13 protein-coding genes are annotated in these 17,127 nt (G+C 64.2%); 9 read left to right on the top strand and 4 right to left on the bottom strand.

Features of this window, described 5'->3' with window-relative positions; translation table 11 throughout:
- Nucleotides 1–39 precede the first annotated feature (39 nt).
- Nucleotides 40–1,314 carry a serine hydrolase domain-containing protein gene (locus CO669_RS09395; protein WP_097659530.1) on the bottom strand — a complete coding sequence of 425 codons (1,275 nt, stop codon included), beginning with the start codon at nt 1,312–1,314 and terminating at the stop codon, nt 40–42.
- 164 nt (nt 1,315–1,478) lie between these two features.
- On the opposite strand from CO669_RS09395, the gene CO669_RS09390 reads away from it, so the two are divergent.
- Nucleotides 1,479–2,396 (top strand): intradiol ring-cleavage dioxygenase, encoded by a 918-nt coding sequence (locus tag CO669_RS09390; RefSeq protein WP_097659529.1) that lies wholly within the window; start codon nt 1,479–1,481, stop codon nt 2,394–2,396.
- Nucleotides 2,397–2,411: 15 nt separating this feature from the next.
- Here CO669_RS09390 and CO669_RS09385 read toward each other — a convergent pair whose 3' ends face one another.
- Nucleotides 2,412–3,302, bottom strand: coding sequence for a LysR family transcriptional regulator (locus tag CO669_RS09385; protein ID WP_097659528.1), 891 nt, complete (start codon nt 3,300–3,302; stop codon nt 2,412–2,414).
- Nucleotides 3,303–3,403: 101 nt separating this feature from the next.
- On the opposite strand from CO669_RS09385, the gene CO669_RS09380 reads away from it, so the two are divergent.
- Nucleotides 3,404–4,273, top strand: a complete 870-nt coding sequence (locus CO669_RS09380) for an SDR family oxidoreductase (RefSeq protein ID WP_097659527.1) — start codon at nt 3,404–3,406, stop codon at nt 4,271–4,273.
- A 78-nt stretch (nt 4,274–4,351) separates the two neighbouring features.
- Here CO669_RS09380 and CO669_RS09375 read toward each other — a convergent pair whose 3' ends face one another.
- Nucleotides 4,352–6,088, bottom strand: a complete 1,737-nt coding sequence (locus CO669_RS09375) for a bifunctional protein-serine/threonine kinase/phosphatase (protein ID WP_198963924.1) — start codon at nt 6,086–6,088, stop codon at nt 4,352–4,354.
- Between the two features lie 60 nt (nt 6,089–6,148).
- The gene (locus tag CO669_RS09370; RefSeq protein WP_097659525.1) at nt 6,149–6,988 is read right to left on the bottom strand and encodes a formate/nitrite transporter family protein; all 840 of its coding nucleotides are present in this window, start codon (nt 6,986–6,988) and stop codon (nt 6,149–6,151) included.
- 670 nt (nt 6,989–7,658) lie between these two features.
- On the opposite strand from CO669_RS09370, the gene CO669_RS09360 reads away from it, so the two are divergent.
- From CO669_RS09360 to CO669_RS09330, 7 genes are all read left to right on the top strand, one after another.
- Nucleotides 7,659–8,978: a CmpA/NrtA family ABC transporter substrate-binding protein gene (locus tag CO669_RS09360; RefSeq protein ID WP_097659524.1), complete on the top strand. Its 1,320-nt coding sequence runs from the start codon at nt 7,659–7,661 to the stop codon at nt 8,976–8,978.
- Between the two features lie 62 nt (nt 8,979–9,040).
- Nucleotides 9,041–9,937, top strand: coding sequence for a nitrate ABC transporter permease (gene ntrB / locus CO669_RS09355; protein ID WP_097659523.1), 897 nt, complete (start codon nt 9,041–9,043; stop codon nt 9,935–9,937).
- Nucleotides 9,938–9,950: 13 nt separating this feature from the next.
- Nucleotides 9,951–10,745, top strand: a complete 795-nt coding sequence (locus CO669_RS09350; RefSeq protein ID WP_097659522.1) for an ABC transporter ATP-binding protein — start codon at nt 9,951–9,953, stop codon at nt 10,743–10,745.
- Between the two features lie 339 nt (nt 10,746–11,084).
- Nucleotides 11,085–12,464: an MFS transporter gene (locus CO669_RS09345; protein ID WP_097659521.1), complete on the top strand. Its 1,380-nt coding sequence runs from the start codon at nt 11,085–11,087 to the stop codon at nt 12,462–12,464.
- A gap of 164 nt (nt 12,465–12,628) precedes the next feature.
- Nucleotides 12,629–13,057 carry a globin family protein gene (locus tag CO669_RS09340; protein WP_097659768.1) on the top strand — a complete coding sequence of 143 codons (429 nt, stop codon included), beginning with the start codon at nt 12,629–12,631 and terminating at the stop codon, nt 13,055–13,057.
- Between the two features lie 10 nt (nt 13,058–13,067).
- The gene (locus CO669_RS09335; protein ID WP_198963923.1) at nt 13,068–14,282 is read left to right on the top strand and encodes an NAD(P)/FAD-dependent oxidoreductase; all 1,215 of its coding nucleotides are present in this window, start codon (nt 13,068–13,070) and stop codon (nt 14,280–14,282) included.
- A 1-nt stretch (nt 14,283) separates the two neighbouring features.
- Nucleotides 14,284–16,980: a nitrate reductase gene (locus tag CO669_RS09330; protein WP_097659519.1), complete on the top strand. Its 2,697-nt coding sequence runs from the start codon at nt 14,284–14,286 to the stop codon at nt 16,978–16,980.
- Nucleotides 16,981–17,127 lie beyond the last annotated feature (147 nt).

The following is a 17,127-nucleotide window of genomic DNA, read 5'->3' as shown; positions in this document are numbered from 1 at the left end:
GCGATCCCGCGGCCAGCGGCCGCGGGGCGCGACCGCCGGCTACAGATTGCTCTCGGTGATCGCAGCATAGACCATGCTGCGGAGTTCGCGGCGGATCGGGTAGGCGCTCGATGGCAGCACCTGCGTCATGAAGATCGCGATCAACTCTTCGGCCGGATCGATCCAGAACGAGGTCGTTGCCGCCCCGCCCCAATTGTATTCGCCGGGGCTGCCGGCGATCAGCGTCTCGGCGGGGCGCATCGTCACGGCGAAGCCGAGACCGAAGCCGATGCCGTTATAGGCGGCCTCCGCAAACATCGAGCGCGACACTTCCGGCAGCGCGCGGCCGCCGGGAATGTGATTGCTCGCCATCAGCGCCAGCGTCTTCGGCCCGATCAGCCTGACGCCGCCGAGCTCGCCGCCGTTGAGCAGCGCTCGGCAGAAGGTGAGATAGTCGGCGACGGTCGAACAGAGGCCGCCGCCGCCGGAGATGAAGGAGGGCGGTGACAGGAACGAACTGGTCGTCGGATCGTCCTGCAGCGTCATGCCCTCGCGGCGCTGGCCCGCATGGAAGGTCATGCCGCCGCCGGGGTCCGCCGAGTAGCAGGCGGCGAAGCGGTGTGCCTTGGAGGCCGGGACGTGGAAATCGGTGTCGGTCATGCCGAGCGGATCGAGGATCCGCGTCTTCAGGAACTGCTCGAACGGCATGCCGGAGATCTTGCCGACGAGATAGCCGACCACGTCGGTCGAGACCGAATAGTTCCAGGCTTCGCCCGGCGAGAATTCCAGTGGGATCTTTGCCAGGCCCTCGATCATGGTCTGGAGCGTGCCCGACTTCTCGACCTCGCCGATCTTCTCAGTGCGATAGGCGGCATCGACATTGGAGCGCTGCTGGAAGCCGTAGGTGAGGCCGGAGGTGTGGCGCAGCAGGTCGACGATCAGCATCGGGCGGGACGGCGGCCGGGTCAGGAAGGCCGGGTAGGTGCCGGCGACGAAGACGCCGAGATCCTTCCATTCCGGAATGTACTTGGCGACGGGCTCGTCGATCGCGACGAGGCCTTGCTCGACCAGCATCATGAAGGCGACGCTGGTGAGCGGCTTGGTCATGGAATAGATGCGGTAGATGGTGTCGTCCTTGACCGGCAGCTTGCGCTCGACGTCGGCAAAGCCCTGAACCGAGCTGTGCGCGACCTTGCCGCGGCGGTAGACGAGAAGATGCGTGCCCGGGAAGCGGCCGGCATCGATGTACCGGCTCTTCAGATGCGCATCGATGCGATCGAGCGCAGCCTTGGACATGCCGACGGATTCGGGCGAGGCGGGGGTGGGCGCGAGCATCAGTTCCTCCGGGCGGTTCTGTCGTTCTGTTGATAGCCAAATGACGGCCCCATTCCAAGCCACTCACGCTTAACGCAGGGGGGCCGGCTGGTGTAGGCTGCCCCCGGAACGCCTCCAAGGAGCCCCAACAAGGGCGTACGAGAAAAACACAGGGCAAGCCCATCATGACCCAGTTCAACGAGACCGATCTCACCGAAGCCGTCGTCAGGAGCTTCGACAGCACGCCCGATCCGCGCGCCAAATTCCTGCTCCAGGAACTGGTGAAGTCGCTGCACGATTACGTGAGCAAGACCGGGTTGACCTTCGAGGAATGGGACTACGCCATCGATTTCCTGACCCGTACCGGACAGAAATGCACCGACACTCGCCAGGAATTCATTCTGTTGTCCGACGTGCTCGGCGTCTCCATGCTGGTCGACGCCGTCAACCATCGCGACCGCGACGGCGCCACCCAGACCACCGTGCTGGGTCCGTTCTATGTCGGCGAGCACAAGGTGACTGCGCACGGCACCGACATCTCGCCGAACAACCAGACCGGCGAACGGATGTTCGTGCAAAGCCGCGTCACCGACCTCAAGGGCAAGCCGCTTGCGGGCGTCCCGGTCGACGTCTGGCATGCCGATGACGACGGCTTCTACGATTCCCAGAAGCCGAACTATGACGAGGTCGGTGCCTCGGCGCGGGCCCGCTTCATCACCGATAGCGACGGCCGCTTCTTCTTTCGGACCATCTTGCCGTGCAGCTATCCGATCCCGACCGACGGTCCGGTGGGCGAGATGATCGTGCAGACGGGTCGCCATCCGATGCGTCCGGCGCATGTGCACTTCCTGGTCAACGCGAAGGGTTACGAGCCGCTGATCACGCACGTGTTCATGGACGGCGACAAATATCTGGATTCCGACGTGGTGTTCGGCGTCAAGGACGACCTCGTCGCCAAGGTCGAGCCGCGCAACGACCCTGAGATGCCCGATGGCACCAGGGCGAGCGGCAAGTGGCACCTGATGACCTACGAATTCCACCTCAAGCCCGGCGGCGGCATGGCGCCGAAGCCGCTGGGCGTGAAGGCCGGGGAGCCGGCGTGAGGGCTCAATATCCCGTCATCCCCCGATGTAGGCCGCCAGTTCGTCGGGCGTTCCCTTCGGAAAGGCGTCCTTGAGATAATCGAGGAAGGCGGAGACGCGTGCACTGAGCAATCGTCGCGAGGGATAGAGCGTCCAGAGGGCGATGTCGAACCCGTCGACGTCGCCCCATCGCACCAGAGTGCCTGCGGCAAGATCGTGGCTGACGAGCGACAGCGGCAGCCGTGCGGCACCGACGCCAGTTCGAACCGCGTCGCGGACCATCATCAGCGATGACAGGCGAAGCACAGGGTCGACGGCAATACGCGATGTGCCGGCTGGTCGCCTGATTTCCCAGGCTGCGGTCTCGTCATTTCCGCGCACCACGGCCGAAACGGCCAGATCACCCCTTGGTCGCTTCAGGGTGGGGCTGGCCACGACCACCAGTCGGTCGCGCAAGAAGATGCGGCCGACGAGGCTTTCATCCGGATCGGGATTGACACGGATCACGAGATCAAGACCCTCCTCGATCATGTCGACGTGGCGATCATCCGTGGTGACCTCGAGCCGGACTTGCGGATGCCTCAGCGCGAAGCCGGCCGCGAGCCGGCCCATGGCACTTTGTGAAAAGAGCAGGGGAGCGTTGATCCGCAACTTGCCCTTTGGCTTGTCTCCGCCCGAGGCGATCGCTGCCGCCGTCTCGTCGAGTTCGGTGAGGAGTGCTCCGGTCCGCTCGTAAAGCGCTCGTCCCTCCTGGGTAAGTTTGAGGGAGCGCCCGCCGCGCTCGAACAGACGCAAATCGAGGCTGCTCTCGAGCTCGGACACGCGCCGGGACAAGGTCGCTTTCGGACGTCCCGCGGCGCGCGCGGCCTTTCCGAACCCTCCGTGACGCGCGACGAGATTGAAGTCGGCAAGCGCAAGCAAATCCATCTGTTCCACCAATGAGACGGGATGTCCAAATATAGCGTCTATCGGCTCGCATGTGGATCACTAATTTCTGGATGTCTTCAGACCCGAACCGGAGTGATCCCATGACCATCCTCGTTACCGGTGCCACCGGCACGATCGGCCGCAACGTCGTCGAGCAACTCGTCAAGTGCGGCGCCAATGTGCGCGCCCTCGTCCGAAATCCCGAGAAGGCCAACCTCCCCGCAGGTGTCGCCGTCGCCCTGGGCGATTTGCTGGACGTCGATTCCCTGCGCGCCGCGTTCTCGGGCGTCTCGACGCTGTTTCTGCTCAACGCCGTCGTGCCGGACGAATTCACCCAGGCGCTGACTGCGCTCAACCTCGCACGAGAGGCCGGCATCGAGCGGCTCGTCTACCTGTCGGTCATTCACAGCGACCTCTATGTGAACGTGCCGCACTTCGCCGGCAAGTTCGGCGTCGAGCGCATGATCGAGCAGATGGACTTCAAGGCGACCATCCTGCGCCCCGCCTATTTCATGAACAACGAGCTCATGATCAAGGATGCCGTGACCGAATACGGCGTTTACCCCATGCCGATCGGCAGCAAGGGACTTGCGATGATCGACGCGCGCGACATCGGCGAGATCGCGGCGATCGAGCTGATCCGCCGCGAGACATCCCCAACGCCGCTTCCGCGCGAGCGCATCAACCTCGTTGGTCCCGATACGCTCACGGGTGCCGAGGCTGCCGCAATCTGGTCGGACGTGCTCGGCCGCACGATTACCTATGGCGGCGATGACGCCGCGGGGTTCGAGAAGAACCTCAGGCAGTTCATGCCCGGCTGGATGGCTTTCGACATGCGGGTGATGAGCGAGCGGTTCCTCACGGAGGGAATGATCCCCGAGGCCGGCGACGTGGAGCGTCTGACCGATATTCTGGGCCGTGCCTTGCGCTCCTATCGCGATTTCGTCGCCGAGATCACGACGTCGGCCTGAGGGTTTGCTTGCGCTGGTGTGTGCCGGCGTCTGGCTGCATCGCTCACCGCTGATCATGTGGTGGGCGGGCGGGCTCTATCAGCGTGCATGCAATAGCGCCAGCAGCACGACGACGGCGCAGGCAAGCATGGCCGAGGTCAGCTTCCAGAACATCAGCGGACTGCGCTCCAGGAGAGGCGTGATCCGCGTGTCGAGATAGGCCGGGTTGGGGGTGCGAAGCTCGAAGACGAACTCCGATAGATCCTCGTGCCGCTTGTAGGGATCGGGATGAAGCGCGCGCCGGAGCGCGCCATCGACCCAGGCCGGCACGTTGCGGTCGTCGTCTATCGAGCGATATTTGAGCCTCCGCACATCCGCCTTGCGCCGGATCCTGGCGACTTGCGTGCCGTAAGGCAGCTTTCCCGTCAGCATCTGGTAGCAGATCACGGCGAGCGAAAACATGTCGGAGCCCGGCGAGCCGCCCTGGCCAAGAAAATACTCCGGTGCCGTGTACTGGACCGTGCCCAGGATTTCATCGGCCTCGTCCGGCGGCGCGGCCTCGGCGACGCCGGCGACCCTGACCGATCCGAAGTCGATGATCTTGGCGGTGCCGGTCTTGTCGATCAGGATGTTCTCGGGCCTGAGGTCCTGGTGCAGCATCTCCATGCGATGAAAGGCGCGCAGGCCCGCGGCGATCTGCTCGATGATGCCGCGTACGGTTTCGAGATCGGGGCGCGGATTGTCCGTCATCCACTGCTTCAGGGTCTGCCCCTCGACGAATTCGGTCGCGACGTAGAGATAGCTGCGCCGCCGCGACTGCGACAGCGGCTTCAGCACGTGCGGACTATCGATCCGGCGCGCGATCCACTCCTCCATCAGGAAGCGCTTAAGATAGGCGGCGTTGTCGCGCAGATCGATCGACGGCAGCTTGAGCGCGACAGGCTGCTCGGTCTCGGCGTCCACCGCAAGATAGATATGGCTGCGGCTGCTGCCGTGAATCTCACGGACGATCCGGTAGCCGTCGAACAGCGCCCTGGGTTCAGGCAGCGCGGGGAGCGGCAAGTCCGAAGTCTGGTTGAAGAGCGCGGACGGCTCGCGCTGCGGCACCGCATCGATGCGCAGGATCTGGACGGTGATGTTGTCGTCGCTGCCGCGCCGGTAGGCCTCCTCGACGATCGCCTTTGCCGCGCCGTCGAGCTCGGCCGCATGCTCGTTCAGCGCGCTCGTGATGAAGCGCGCATCGACGAATTCATAGGCACCGTCGGTCGCCAGCAGAAAGGTGTCGCCGGGCTCGACCTCGAGCGCCTGATAGTCGATTTCGAGCTGCGGATTGATGCCGAGCGCACGGCCGAGATAGGTCTGCTCGGACGACACGATGATGCGGTGGTCGTCGGTCAGCTGCTCGAGCGCCTTGCCGGCGACGCGGTAGATGCGGCAGTCGCCGACATGGAAGATGTGCGCGGTGGTCGCCTTGATGACCATGGCGCTGAGGGTGCAGACATAGCCCTTGTCGCGGTCATAGGCATATTGGCTCTTGCGCGTCTGCGCATGCAGCCAGGAATTGGTGGCGTTCAGCACGCGGCGGGCGGAGGTCTTCACCGTCCAGGATTCCGACGTGCAGTAGTAGTCCATCAGGAAGCTCTTGACCGCCGACTCGCTGGCGATCTGGCTCACGCTGCTGGAGGAGATGCCGTCGGCGAGGACCGCAGAGATGCCCTTCAGGCCGAGCAGCGGCTCCTCTGGAATGAGGACGCCGTGAAAGTCCTGGTTGACGGGCTTGCGGCCCTTGTCGGAGTGCTGGCCGACCGAAATCAGGAGTCCGCGGGTCATCGTCATCACCAGGGGAGGGGAGCCTCACCCTGCTCGGGCAAGGCTCCCCTGTCGAGACGTATTCGATCAGGCCGCGACGCGGGGCTTCGCAGCCTTGTCGACCTGGCGCTTCGGCAAGGTCATGACATGCGTGGCGTAGAGGGTCATGCCGGTGAAGGCGAGGCCGCCGACGAGGTTGCCGAGCACGGTCGGGATCTCGTTCCAGATGAGATAATCGAGGATCGAGAACTTTGCGCCGAGCAGCAAGCCGGACGGGAACAGGAACATGTTCACGACGGAATGCTCGAACACCATGTAGAAGAACACCAGGATCGGCATCCACATCGCGATGACCTTGCCGGGGACCGAGGTCGAGATCATGGCGCCGACGACGCCGGTCGAGACCATCCAGTTGCAGAGCATGCCGCGCATGAACAGCGTCGCCATGCCGGCCGCACCATGCGCGGCGTAGCCGAGCGTTCGGCTTTCGCCGATGATTCCGATGGCGGTACCGACCTTGTCCGGCGGCTGCGTGAAGCCGAAGGTCGTGACGAAGGCCATCATGAAGGCGACGGTGAAAGCGCCTGCGAAATTGCCGATAAACACGAGACCCCAGTTGCGCAGCACGCCGCCGAGCGTGACGCCCGGACGCTTGTCGATCAGGGCCAGCGGCGAGAGCACGAACACGCCGGTCAGGAGATCGAAGCCCAAGAGGTACAGCATGACGAAGCCGACCGGAAACAACAGCGCGCCGACCAGCGGCTGGCCGGTATTGACGTTGATCGTGACGGCGAACCAGGCGGCGAGCGTGAGGATGGCGCCGGCCATGTAGGCGCGAATGATGGTATCCCGGGTGGACATGAAGATCTTGGACTCGCCCGCATCCACCATCTTGGTGACGAATTCCGAAGGCGCGAGATACGACATCAATGGTTCCTTTGCTTCGTAAGTGAGATCGACGCGCCCCTGGCGAGAGCGCGGCTGAACATCTTTGGCCGTGCGGGCTGTCTTGCCACGCACGAGCGGTATGGAGAGTTGGAAGCCGTGAGAATCGCGTCACGAGGACTGAGCCGGTGAGGGCCGCGAAGCAGTGAGCTTCCGGGATGCAGCCGCCAGAGGCTGCAACAATGCGGCGAGCCGCAGTCTTCGTTGACGTGACAGGAAATGCAAGTCGCGTGCCGTTCGGGTCAATCGTAAAGACGTAGTGTTATCAATAGGATGCAGCGCGGCCGGGGCGGCTGCCAAGATGCTCTGAAGCCTTTTGCCTGAGCTGTTGCACAAGTCTTGTGCGCCGCACAAGAATTGAGCAGATCGCAAGTTTCGCGTGCGGAACGGATCCGCGAACATCCGGCGCTCCCGCCGTAACCCATTCACTAGTCAAGGGTTTTGGTAACGAAGGGCTTGGCATGAAGCTTGAATAGTTCCAGCCGACGCCATTGAAGCCGTCCCGCGAGACTTCTCATCCGACTTGCCGACGCCACCGGGCGGGGGTCTCCCCCGTCGCGCGTTCGCATGCGCCAAGGACGGCGCCGCCGGACGGACGGGCTGCTCGTGTGCACTGACGCCATCAATTCTGCAACGACGCAAAGGACGACAAATGACCAAGCGCACCCGCCGGCCCTCGGACAATGGGCTCAGCCGCCGCCGATTGTTGAAGGCCGCAGGCTCCGCCGCCGCACTTCTCGCCGCGGCAAAACTGAATTTCCCCGCCGGTGCTTTCGCTCAGGAGGCAGGACCCGAGGTCAAGGGTGCCAAGCTCGGCTTCATCGCGCTCTCCGACGCCGGCCCGCTCTTCGTTGCCAAGGACAAGGGCCTGTTCGCCAAATACGGCATGCCTGATGTTGACGTGCAGAAGCAGGCATCCTGGGGCACGACGCGCGACAATCTCGTGCTCGGCTCCGAAGGCAACGGTATCGACGGTGCGCATATTCTCACCCCGATGCCGTATCTGATTTCGGCCGGCAAGGTGACGCAGAACAACCAGCCGACGCCGATGTACATCCTCGCGCGGCTCAATCTCGATGCGCAGTGCATCTCCGTCGCCAAGGAATATGCCGACCTCAAGGTCGGCGCCGATGCGTCGGTGTTGAAGGCGGCGTTCGAGAAGAAGAAGGCCGAAGGTAAATCGGCCAAGGTCGCGATGACCTTTCCCGGCGGCACGCACGATCTCTGGGTCCGCTACTGGCTCGCGGCCGGCGGCATCGATCCGGACAAGGATGTCGAGACCATCACCGTGCCGCCGCCCCAGATGGTGGCCAACATGAAGGTCGGCACCATGGACGCCTTCTGCGTCGGCGAGCCCTGGCCCGGGCAGCTGGTGCACCAGGGGATCGGCTACACCGCTGTCAACACCGGCGAGATCTGGAGCAAGCATCCCGAAAAGTCGCTCGGCATGCGCGCGGCCTGGGTCGACAAGAACCCGAAGGCTGCCAAAGCGATCCTGATGGCGGTGATGGAGGCGCAGCAATGGGCCGACAAGATCGAGAACAAGGAAGAGCTCGCCACCATCATGGCGAAGCGGCAGTGGATCAACTGCCCGGTCGAGGACATCGCCGATCGCGCCAAAGGCAAGTTCGACTACGGCATTCCCGGCAAGGTGGTCGAGAACTCGCCGCACATCATGAAGTACTGGCGCGACCACGCCTCATATCCGTTCCAGAGCCACGACCTCTGGTTCATGACGGAGGACATCCGCTGGGGCAAATACGAGGCCGGCTTCGACAGCAAGGCGCTCATCGCCAAGGTCAATCGCGAGGACATGTGGAAGGATGCCGCCAAGACGCTCGGTGTCGCGAGCTCCGACATCCCGACATCCACCTCGCGCGGCAAGGAGACCTTCTTCGACGGCAAGGTGTTCGATCCCGAAAATCCGGCAGCCTATCTGAAGTCGCTCGCGATCAAGCGCGTCGAAGTCTGATGGAGCTCTGCGGCCGCCCGTCGGGCGGCCGCTTCGTCCTTCAAGCCGGAAGAGGATTTTCGATGAACATGCCTGCCACCAAGATTGAGCTCGAGACCGCGACGTCTGCTGCGAGCGCCGCCCCGGTCGTTGCAATGACGCCGAAGCGTCCGCCACGCAGTGAAGCCTACGTGCGCATGGCGCGGGAGCTGGCCGTGCGCGTCATCCCGCCGCTCGTCGTAGTCGCGCTGCTGACGCTGGTGTGGGAGTTGGTCTGCCGCCGCGCCGGCTCGGCGCTGCCGCCGCCGTCAAAGGTGTTCAAGGACACCAAGGAGCTGATCCTCGATCCGTTCTTCGACCATGGCGGCATCGACAAGGGCCTGTTCTGGCATCTCTCCGCCAGTCTGCAGCGCGTCGCCTTCGGCTATTCGCTGTCCGCGATCGCCGGCATCGCGCTCGGCGTGCTGGTGGGGCAGTCGGTCTGGGCGATGCGCGGGCTCGATCCGCTGTTCCAGGTGCTGCGAACGATTCCGCCGCTGGCCTGGCTGCCGTTGTCCCTCGCGGCCTTCCGCGACGGCCAGCCCTCGGCGATCTTCGTCATCTTCATCACCTCGATCTGGCCGATCATCATCAATACCGCGGTCGGCATCCGCAACATCCCCCAGGACTATCGCAACGTCGCCGCGGTGGTGCAGCTCAACCCGCTGGAGTTCTTCGCCAAGATCATGATCCCTGCGGCCGCGCCCTACATCTTCACCGGCCTTCGCATCGGCATCGGGCTGTCGTGGCTCGCCATCATCGCGGCCGAAATGCTGATCGGCGGCGTCGGCATCGGCTTCTTCATCTGGGACGCCTGGAATTCCTCGCATATCAGCGAGATCATCCTGGCGCTGTTCTATGTCGGCATCGTCGGCTTCGTGCTGGACCGCCTGATCGCGGGCCTCGGCAAGTTCGTCACCCGCGGCACTGCGCTGAACTGAAGGAGAGGGGCACATGACCGCCTATCTGAAGCTCGACCATATCGACAAGATCTTCACCCGCGGCGCCGCGACCACGGAGGTGCTCAAAGACATCAACCTGACGATCGAGAAGGGCCAATACGTCTCGATCATCGGCCATTCCGGCTGCGGCAAGTCGACCCTGCTCAACATCATCGCAGGCCTGACCGGAGCCTCGACCGGCGGCGTGCTGCTGGAGAACCGCGAGGTGAACTCGCCGGGGCCGGATCGCGCCGTGGTGTTCCAGAACCACAGCCTGTTGCCGTGGCTCACCGTCTACGAGAACGTCAAGCTCGGCGTCGACAAGGTCTTCGCGAAGACCAAGTCCCGCGCCGCGCGCGACGCCTGGGTGATGCACAATCTCAACCTCGTGCAGATGGCCCATGCCCGGGACAAGCGCCCTTCCGAAATCTCCGGCGGCATGAAGCAGCGCGTCGGCATTGCCCGGGCGCTGGCGATGGAGCCGAAAGTGCTGCTGCTGGACGAGCCGTTTGGCGCGCTCGACGCGCTGACGCGGGCGCATTTGCAGGACTCCGTGATGGCGCTGCACCAGAAGCTCGGCAACACCATTCTGATGATCACTCACGACGTCGATGAGGCCGTGCTTCTATCGGACCGGATCGTGATGATGACGAACGGGCCGAGCGCGCGCATCGGCGAGGTGCTTGAAGTGCCGCTCGCGCGTCCCCGCAAGCGGCTCGAGCTTGCCACCAACGCCACTTACTTGAAGTGCCGGCAGCGTGTGCTCGAATTCCTCTACGAGCGTCATCGCTTCGTCGAGGCTGCGTAAACCGGGCGTTAACGCGAGAGATTGCTGCGCTCAAATAATCGACATGCCGCTCAATCCTTGTGCGACGCACAAGGATTGAGCGAATCGCAAATTAAGCGTGCGAAGAAGTCCTGCAAAAACTTCGGGCAATACGAATAACGTCCTGAAATCCCTGTATTTCCTGCGTGCGCGCAATTGGCACGGAAATTGAAATGTCTTTGCGCGACGCCAACGACGACGTCCCTCAACACCATCAATCAGCATCGTGATCTCGCCACCGGGGTGAAGCCTCGGAGCACGCCTCCGCGCCTGGAGGCAGAGCCTGCAACGACGCAGCGGTGAGCCTGGAAGGGATACTCAATGACGAAGAATCCGACTTGGATTTCAGACTGGCGCCCCGAAGATGAGGCGTTCTGGAATACGACTGGCAAGACTATCGCGCGACGCAACCTGATCTGGTCAATCGTGGCCGAACATATCGGCTTCTCGGTCTGGCTGATCTGGAGCATCGTCACCACCAAGCTACCGCAGGCAGGCTTCCACTATACCACGGACCAGCTGTTCCAGCTGATCGCGGTGCCGGGCCTGATCGGTGCCTTGATCCGCTTTCCCTACACCTTCGCGGTCACGACCTTTGGCGGACGCAACTGGACCATCTTCAGCGCGGCGATCCTGTTTATTCCGACGCTGTCGCTGGCCTATTTCGTGAGCCAGCCCGACACGCCGTTCTGGCTGATGCTGCTGGTCGCCTCGACCGCGGGTCTCGGCGGCGGCAATTTCGCCTCCAGCATGACCAACATCTCCTTCTTCTTTCCGGACCGGATGAAGGGATGGGCGCTCGGCCTGAACGCCGCCGGCGGCAATATCGGTGTCTCCAGCGTGCAGCTGCTGACCCCGATCCTGATGACGCTCGCCGTCTTCAACCTGTATCAGGCAACTCCCGTCGACGGCATCTTCCTTCAGAATGCCGGGTTGATGTGGGTGCTGCCGATCGCGATCGCGGTGTTCGGTGCGGTGTTCTTCATGAACAACCTGACGACGGCCAAGTCGTCGGTCAGGAACCAGCTTGCCATCGTCAAGCGCAAGCACACCTGGATCATGGCGTATCTCTATATCGGCACGTTCGGCTCCTTCATCGGGTACTCCGCGGCGTTTCCGCTCTTGATCAAGACGCAGTTCCCGGCGGTGACGATCTCGATCGCGTTCCTGGGGCCGCTGGTCGGCTCGCTGTCGCGTCCGCTTGGCGGCTGGCTCGCCGACAGGATCGGCGGCTCCGTCCTGACCTTCTGGAACTTCATCCTGATGGCCGGCGCTACGGTCGGCGTGCTCTACTTCGTCGGGCAGAAGGATTTCATCGGCTTCCTGTCGATGTTCCTGATCCTGTTCGTGACGACGGGCATCGGCAACGGCTCGACCTACCGCATGATCCCCTCGATCTTCCGCGAAGAGAACCTGTTCAAGGTGCGCGGCAAGGGCGATGCGGCGCGCGGGGCCGCGTTGAAGACGGCGAGCATCGAGAGCGGTGCAGCGGTCGGCTTCATCGGCGCGATCGGCGCCGTCGGCGGTTACCTGATCCCGACCGGTTTCGGCAAGTCGATCGCTTTGACGGGCGGACCGCAACTCGCGCTCGTGATCTATCTTGGCTTCTACGCCTCCTGTCTTGCTCTCACCTGGTGGTTCTATCTGCGTCGCAGTCCGCAGGGCGAAGGCGCCTCAAGCCTTGCCGAAGCAAGGGTCTGACACTTGGCACGGACGACTCGGCACATATGACTTGGCACATATGACTTGGCACGAATGTCGCTTCTCTCCGTACGCGGGGAGAAGACTCTCTGATGACGTTTGACCCATGAACCTTGTTCGCAACGGCGCGCACCAAGGCAAACCGAAACAGACAGGAGAACATCATGACGCCCGAACAGATCACTCTCATCCAGCAGAGCTTCGCCAAGGTCGCGCCGATATCGGAGCAGGCTGCGGTGCTGTTCTACGATCGCTTGTTCGAGGTGGCGCCGTCCGTGCGCGCGATGTTCCCCGAAGACATGACCGAGCAGCGCAAGAAGCTGATGGGCATGCTCGCTGCCGTCGTGGGCGGCCTGTCGAACCTCGAGACGATTCTTCCCGCGGCCTCCGCGCTCGCCAAGCGCCACGTCGCTTACGGCGCGATGGCCGAGCACTATCCCGTGGTCGGTGCGACCCTGCTGTGGACCCTGGAGAAGGGTCTTGGCGAGGCATGGACGCCCGAACTGGCAAAGGCCTGGACCGACGCCTACGGCGTGCTGTCCGGCTACATGATGTCCGAAGCCTACGGCGCACGGCCGCAGGCTGCTGAATAGGAGATGCCTCGTGAGTGAACCGCTGGTCATCGTCGGTAACGGTATGGCAGCCGCGCGTCTCGTCGACGAGCTCGCCAAGACCGCGCTCGGCCGCTACGCGGTCGCTGTCATCGGCGAAGAGCCGCGGCTCGCTTACAATCGGGTGCTGCTCTCGTCCGTGCTGGCCGGCGAGACCGGCTCGCACGAGATCGAGCTGCGGCCGGCAGATTGGTGGCGCCATCGCGGCGTCACCGTCCGCTACGGCTATCGCGTCACCGAGATCGACACCGGGCGCCGCGAGCTGAAGATCGAGGGCGAGGAGAGCATGGAATACTCCAAGCTGGTCCTCGCCACCGGCTCGACGCCGCTGCGGCTCAACCTGCCGGGCGCCGATCTCGCCGGCGTTCACACCTTCCGCGATACGCGCGACGTCGACCTCTTGCTGACGCTGGCCGCGGCGAAGAAGCGCGTCGTCGTCGTTGGCGGCGGCCTGCTCGGACTTGAGGCTGCCTATGGTCTCGCCAAGGCGGGCGCGCCCGTCACGCTGCTGCATCTGATGGACCGGCTGATGGAACGTCAGCTCGACGCGCCCGCGGCCGACCTGCTCAAGACGCTGGTCGAGCGCAAGGGCATCCGCATCCTGCTCAACGCCTCCACCGCCCGCATCCATGGCGATGGTCACGTCGAGGCCGTCGGACTCGCTGACGGCAGCCGCATCGAGGCCGATGCGGTGATCTTCGCCGCCGGCATCAAGCCGAACGTCGCGCTGGCGAAAGAGGCGGGGATTGCGGTCAACCGCGGCGTCGTCGTCAACGACGTGATGCAGACCTCCTCTTCCGACATCTTCGCGCTCGGTGAATGCGCCGAGCATCGCGGCACCTGCTATGGCCTGGTCGAGCCGGCCTATGAGCAGGCGCGGGCGTTGGCGCGGCATCTGGCCGGCCGGCCCGCCGCCTATCAGGGCAGTGTGGTCTCGACCAATCTGAAGGTCTCCGGCGTCAGCGTGTTCTCCGCCGGCGACTTCATGGGCGAGGGCAGCGAAAGCCTGGTGCTGACCGACCGCAGGCGCGGCACTTACAAGAAGCTCGTGATCGCGGACGGCCGGCTCACCGGCGCAGTGCTGATCGGTGATACGATCGATGCCCTCTGGTATCTCGAGCTGATCCGCAATCGCGACAAGGTGGCGGCGATCCGCACCGACATGATGTTCGGACGCGCGCTTGCGCTGCCTTCGAAAGCGGCTTGATATGACGGCAATCGATCCGACCCTCCGTGCGACCCGAACGACATGCCCCTATTGCGGCGTCGGCTGCGGCGTGCTGGCGACACCCGACGGCAAGGGCGGGGCTGCAATCGCGGGCGATCCCGATCATCCCGCCAATTTCGGCCGGCTGTGCTCGAAGGGCTCTGCGCTCGGCGAGACCGTTGGCCTCGAAGGCCGTCTGCTCTATCCGATGATCCGCTGCAAGGGCGTGCTGGAGCGCGTCGCCTGGAGCGATGCGCTGGACCATGTTGCTCATCGTATGCAGCACATCGTGGCTCGCGATGGCGCCGACGCGGTCGCGTTTTATCTCTCCGGCCAGCTCCTCACCGAGGATTATTACGTCGCGAACAAGCTGATGAAGGGCTTCGTCGGCACGGCGAACGTCGACACCAATTCGCGGCTCTGCATGTCGTCCTCGGTCGCCGGCCATCGCCGCGCCTTCGGCTCTGATACCGTGCCGGGCTGCTATGAGGATCTCGATCAGGCCGATTTGCTGGTCTTCGTCGGCTCGAACGCGGCCTGGTGTCACCCGGTGCTGTTCCAGCGCATGCTGAAGAACCGCGCGGAGCGCGGCGCGCGCATGATCGTGATCGATCCGCGCCGTACCGACACGGCTGAGGACGTCGATCTGTTCCTCGGTCTCAAGCCGGGCACCGACACCGCGTTGTTCTCCGGTCTGTTCGTCCATCTCGCCGACAACGGCGCGCTGGATCGGGATTACATCGCGCAGAACACGTCGGGCTTCGACGATGCGCTGGCGCGTGCGCGCAACATCGCCGGCAGCGTTGCCGCGACGGCGCTGGCGACCGGCCTGTCCGAGCAGGATGTTGCCGTCTTCTTCAAGATGTTCCGCAACACCGAGAAGGTCGTCACGCTCTATTCGCAGGGCGTCAACCAGTCGGCGCAGGGCACCGACAAGGTCAACGCGATCCTGAACTGCCATCTCGCCACGGCGCGCATCGGCAAGCCCGGTGCTTCGCCGTTCTCGCTGACCGGCCAACCGAACGCGATGGGCGGCCGAGAGGTCGGCGGCCTGGCCAATATGCTGGCCGCCCATATGGGCTTCACGCCGCCCGACATCGATCGCGTCCGGCGGTTCTGGAAGGCGCCGCACATCGCCACGCATGAGGGCCTGAAGGCGGTGCAGCTGTTCGAGGCCATCAACCGCGGCGAAGTGAAAGCGCTGTGGGTGATGGGCACCAATCCCGCGGTGTCGCTGCCCGATGCGGACGTTGTGCGCGAGGCGCTGAAGAAGCTCGAGCTGTTCGTCGTCTCCGAGAACGTGCTCTCCAACGACACCGTCGAGGCCGGCCCGCATGTGCTGCTGCCGGCGCTCGCCTGGGGCGAGAAATCAGGCACGGTGACCAACTCCGAACGCCGCATCTCGCGCCAGCGCTCTTTCCTGCCGGCGCCCGGCGAGGCCCGGCCCGATTGGTGGATCCTGAGCGAGACCGCGAAGCGCCTCGGCTTCGGCGACAGCTTCAACTACAAGTCCGCAGCCGAGATCTTCCGCGAGCACGCCGCGCTTTCGGCCTTCGAGAATGACGGCGGCCGCGATTTCGACATCGGCGCTCTGACTTCGCTCTCGGACGAGGGCTTCGATGCCCTGAAGCCGGTGCAATGGCCGGTGCGCGAAGGCGGGGTGCCCGGCGACCGGTTCTTCGCGGAGGGTGGCTTCTTCACCAATGACGGCAAAGGCCGCTTCGTTGCGCTGGAGGTGCCGTCGCTGCGCGGCGAGACGGGCGCCTCGCGCCCCCTCAGGCTCAACACCGGCCGCATCCGCGACCAGTGGCACACCATGACGCGCACGGGTCTCAGCCAGCGCCTTGGCGCGCATCTGCCGGAGCCCTTCGTCGAGATCCATCCAGACGACGCCGGCAAATACGGCATCGTTCATGATGGCTATGCCCGTATCACCACCGATTATGGGCAGTGCATCCTGAAGGCCGTCGTCAGCGAGGGCCAGCAGCGCGGCGCGCTGTTCGTGCCGATCCACTGGAGTGCAATGAACGCCTCGCACGGCCGCGTCGGTGCGCTGGTGCAGTCGTTCACCGATCCGTTCTCCGGGCAGCCGGAGTCCAAGGCGACGCCGGCCGCGATCGCGCCTTACGAATTCGTCTTCCGCGGCTTTGCGCTGTCCCGCAAGCAGCTCGAGCTTCCGCCGAACCTGCTCTGGACCCGCGTCACCGTCGCCGGCGGCTTCGGCTATCTCTTCGCCGACAATGCGGACCTTTCGCGCTGGCCGGCCTGGCTCGAGAGCGTCGCGGGCGAGGACGTCGCCGACTATCGCGACTTCGGCGGCGGTGTCTACCGCGCCGCATCTTTCGCAGGAGATCGCATCGACACCTGCCTGTTTGTCGGTCCCGCGCATGATGCCGGCGACTGGGAGGTGGTGAAGAGCCTGTTCGTTGCCGACCACGTCACCGACGACGAGCGGCGGATGCTGCTGTCAGGTAAATCGAGCGAAGGCGCCGCGTCGACCGGGCCGATCGTCTGCGCGTGCTTCGGCGTCGGCCGCGGAACCATCTGCGACACCATCGCGGCCGGCGCGCGCACCGCCACCGAGATCGGCGCCAAGCTCAGGGCCGGCACCAACTGCGGCTCCTGCATCCCGGAGCTGAAGCGGCTGATTGCGACGACGGAAGTGCCGGTGAAGCCGGCGAAGGTCGCTGCGGGGTAGAGGCGACGTTCTCGGTCGTCGCCGCATCCTCGGCTGTCATCGCCCGGCTTTGACCGGGCGATCCAGTATTCCAGAGACAGCAAGAGATGCGGAGAAGCCGCGGCGTACTGGATTCCCCACCTTCGCGGGGAATGACAGTTGAGAGGA

This window comes from Bradyrhizobium sp. Y36, from assembly GCF_002531575.1.
GTDB lineage: Bacteria > Pseudomonadota > Alphaproteobacteria > Rhizobiales > Xanthobacteraceae > Bradyrhizobium.
This window is presented reverse-complemented; position numbering and strand designations above follow the sequence as displayed.

Excerpts from the sequence above, each read along its gene's own strand:
- CO669_RS09395 (WP_097659530.1), bottom strand. The coding sequence starts at position 1,314 with ATGCTCGCGCCCACCCCCGCCTCGCCCGAATCCGTCGGCATGTCCAAG.
- CO669_RS09390 (WP_097659529.1), top strand. The coding sequence starts at position 1,479 with ATGACCCAGTTCAACGAGACCGATCTCACCGAAGCCGTCGTCAGGAGC.
- CO669_RS09385 (WP_097659528.1), bottom strand. The coding sequence starts at position 3,302 with ATGGATTTGCTTGCGCTTGCCGACTTCAATCTCGTCGCGCGTCACGGA.
- CO669_RS09380 (WP_097659527.1), top strand. The coding sequence starts at position 3,404 with ATGACCATCCTCGTTACCGGTGCCACCGGCACGATCGGCCGCAACGTC.
- CO669_RS09375 (WP_198963924.1), bottom strand. The coding sequence starts at position 6,088 with ATGACGATGACCCGCGGACTCCTGATTTCGGTCGGCCAGCACTCCGAC.
- CO669_RS09370 (WP_097659525.1), bottom strand. The coding sequence starts at position 6,988 with ATGTCGTATCTCGCGCCTTCGGAATTCGTCACCAAGATGGTGGATGCG.
- CO669_RS09360 (WP_097659524.1), top strand. The coding sequence starts at position 7,659 with ATGACCAAGCGCACCCGCCGGCCCTCGGACAATGGGCTCAGCCGCCGC.
- ntrB (WP_097659523.1), top strand. The coding sequence starts at position 9,041 with ATGAACATGCCTGCCACCAAGATTGAGCTCGAGACCGCGACGTCTGCT.
- CO669_RS09350 (WP_097659522.1), top strand. The coding sequence starts at position 9,951 with ATGACCGCCTATCTGAAGCTCGACCATATCGACAAGATCTTCACCCGC.
- CO669_RS09345 (WP_097659521.1), top strand. The coding sequence starts at position 11,085 with ATGACGAAGAATCCGACTTGGATTTCAGACTGGCGCCCCGAAGATGAG.
- CO669_RS09340 (WP_097659768.1), top strand. The coding sequence starts at position 12,629 with ATGACGCCCGAACAGATCACTCTCATCCAGCAGAGCTTCGCCAAGGTC.
- CO669_RS09330 (WP_097659519.1), top strand. The coding sequence starts at position 14,284 with ATGACGGCAATCGATCCGACCCTCCGTGCGACCCGAACGACATGCCCC.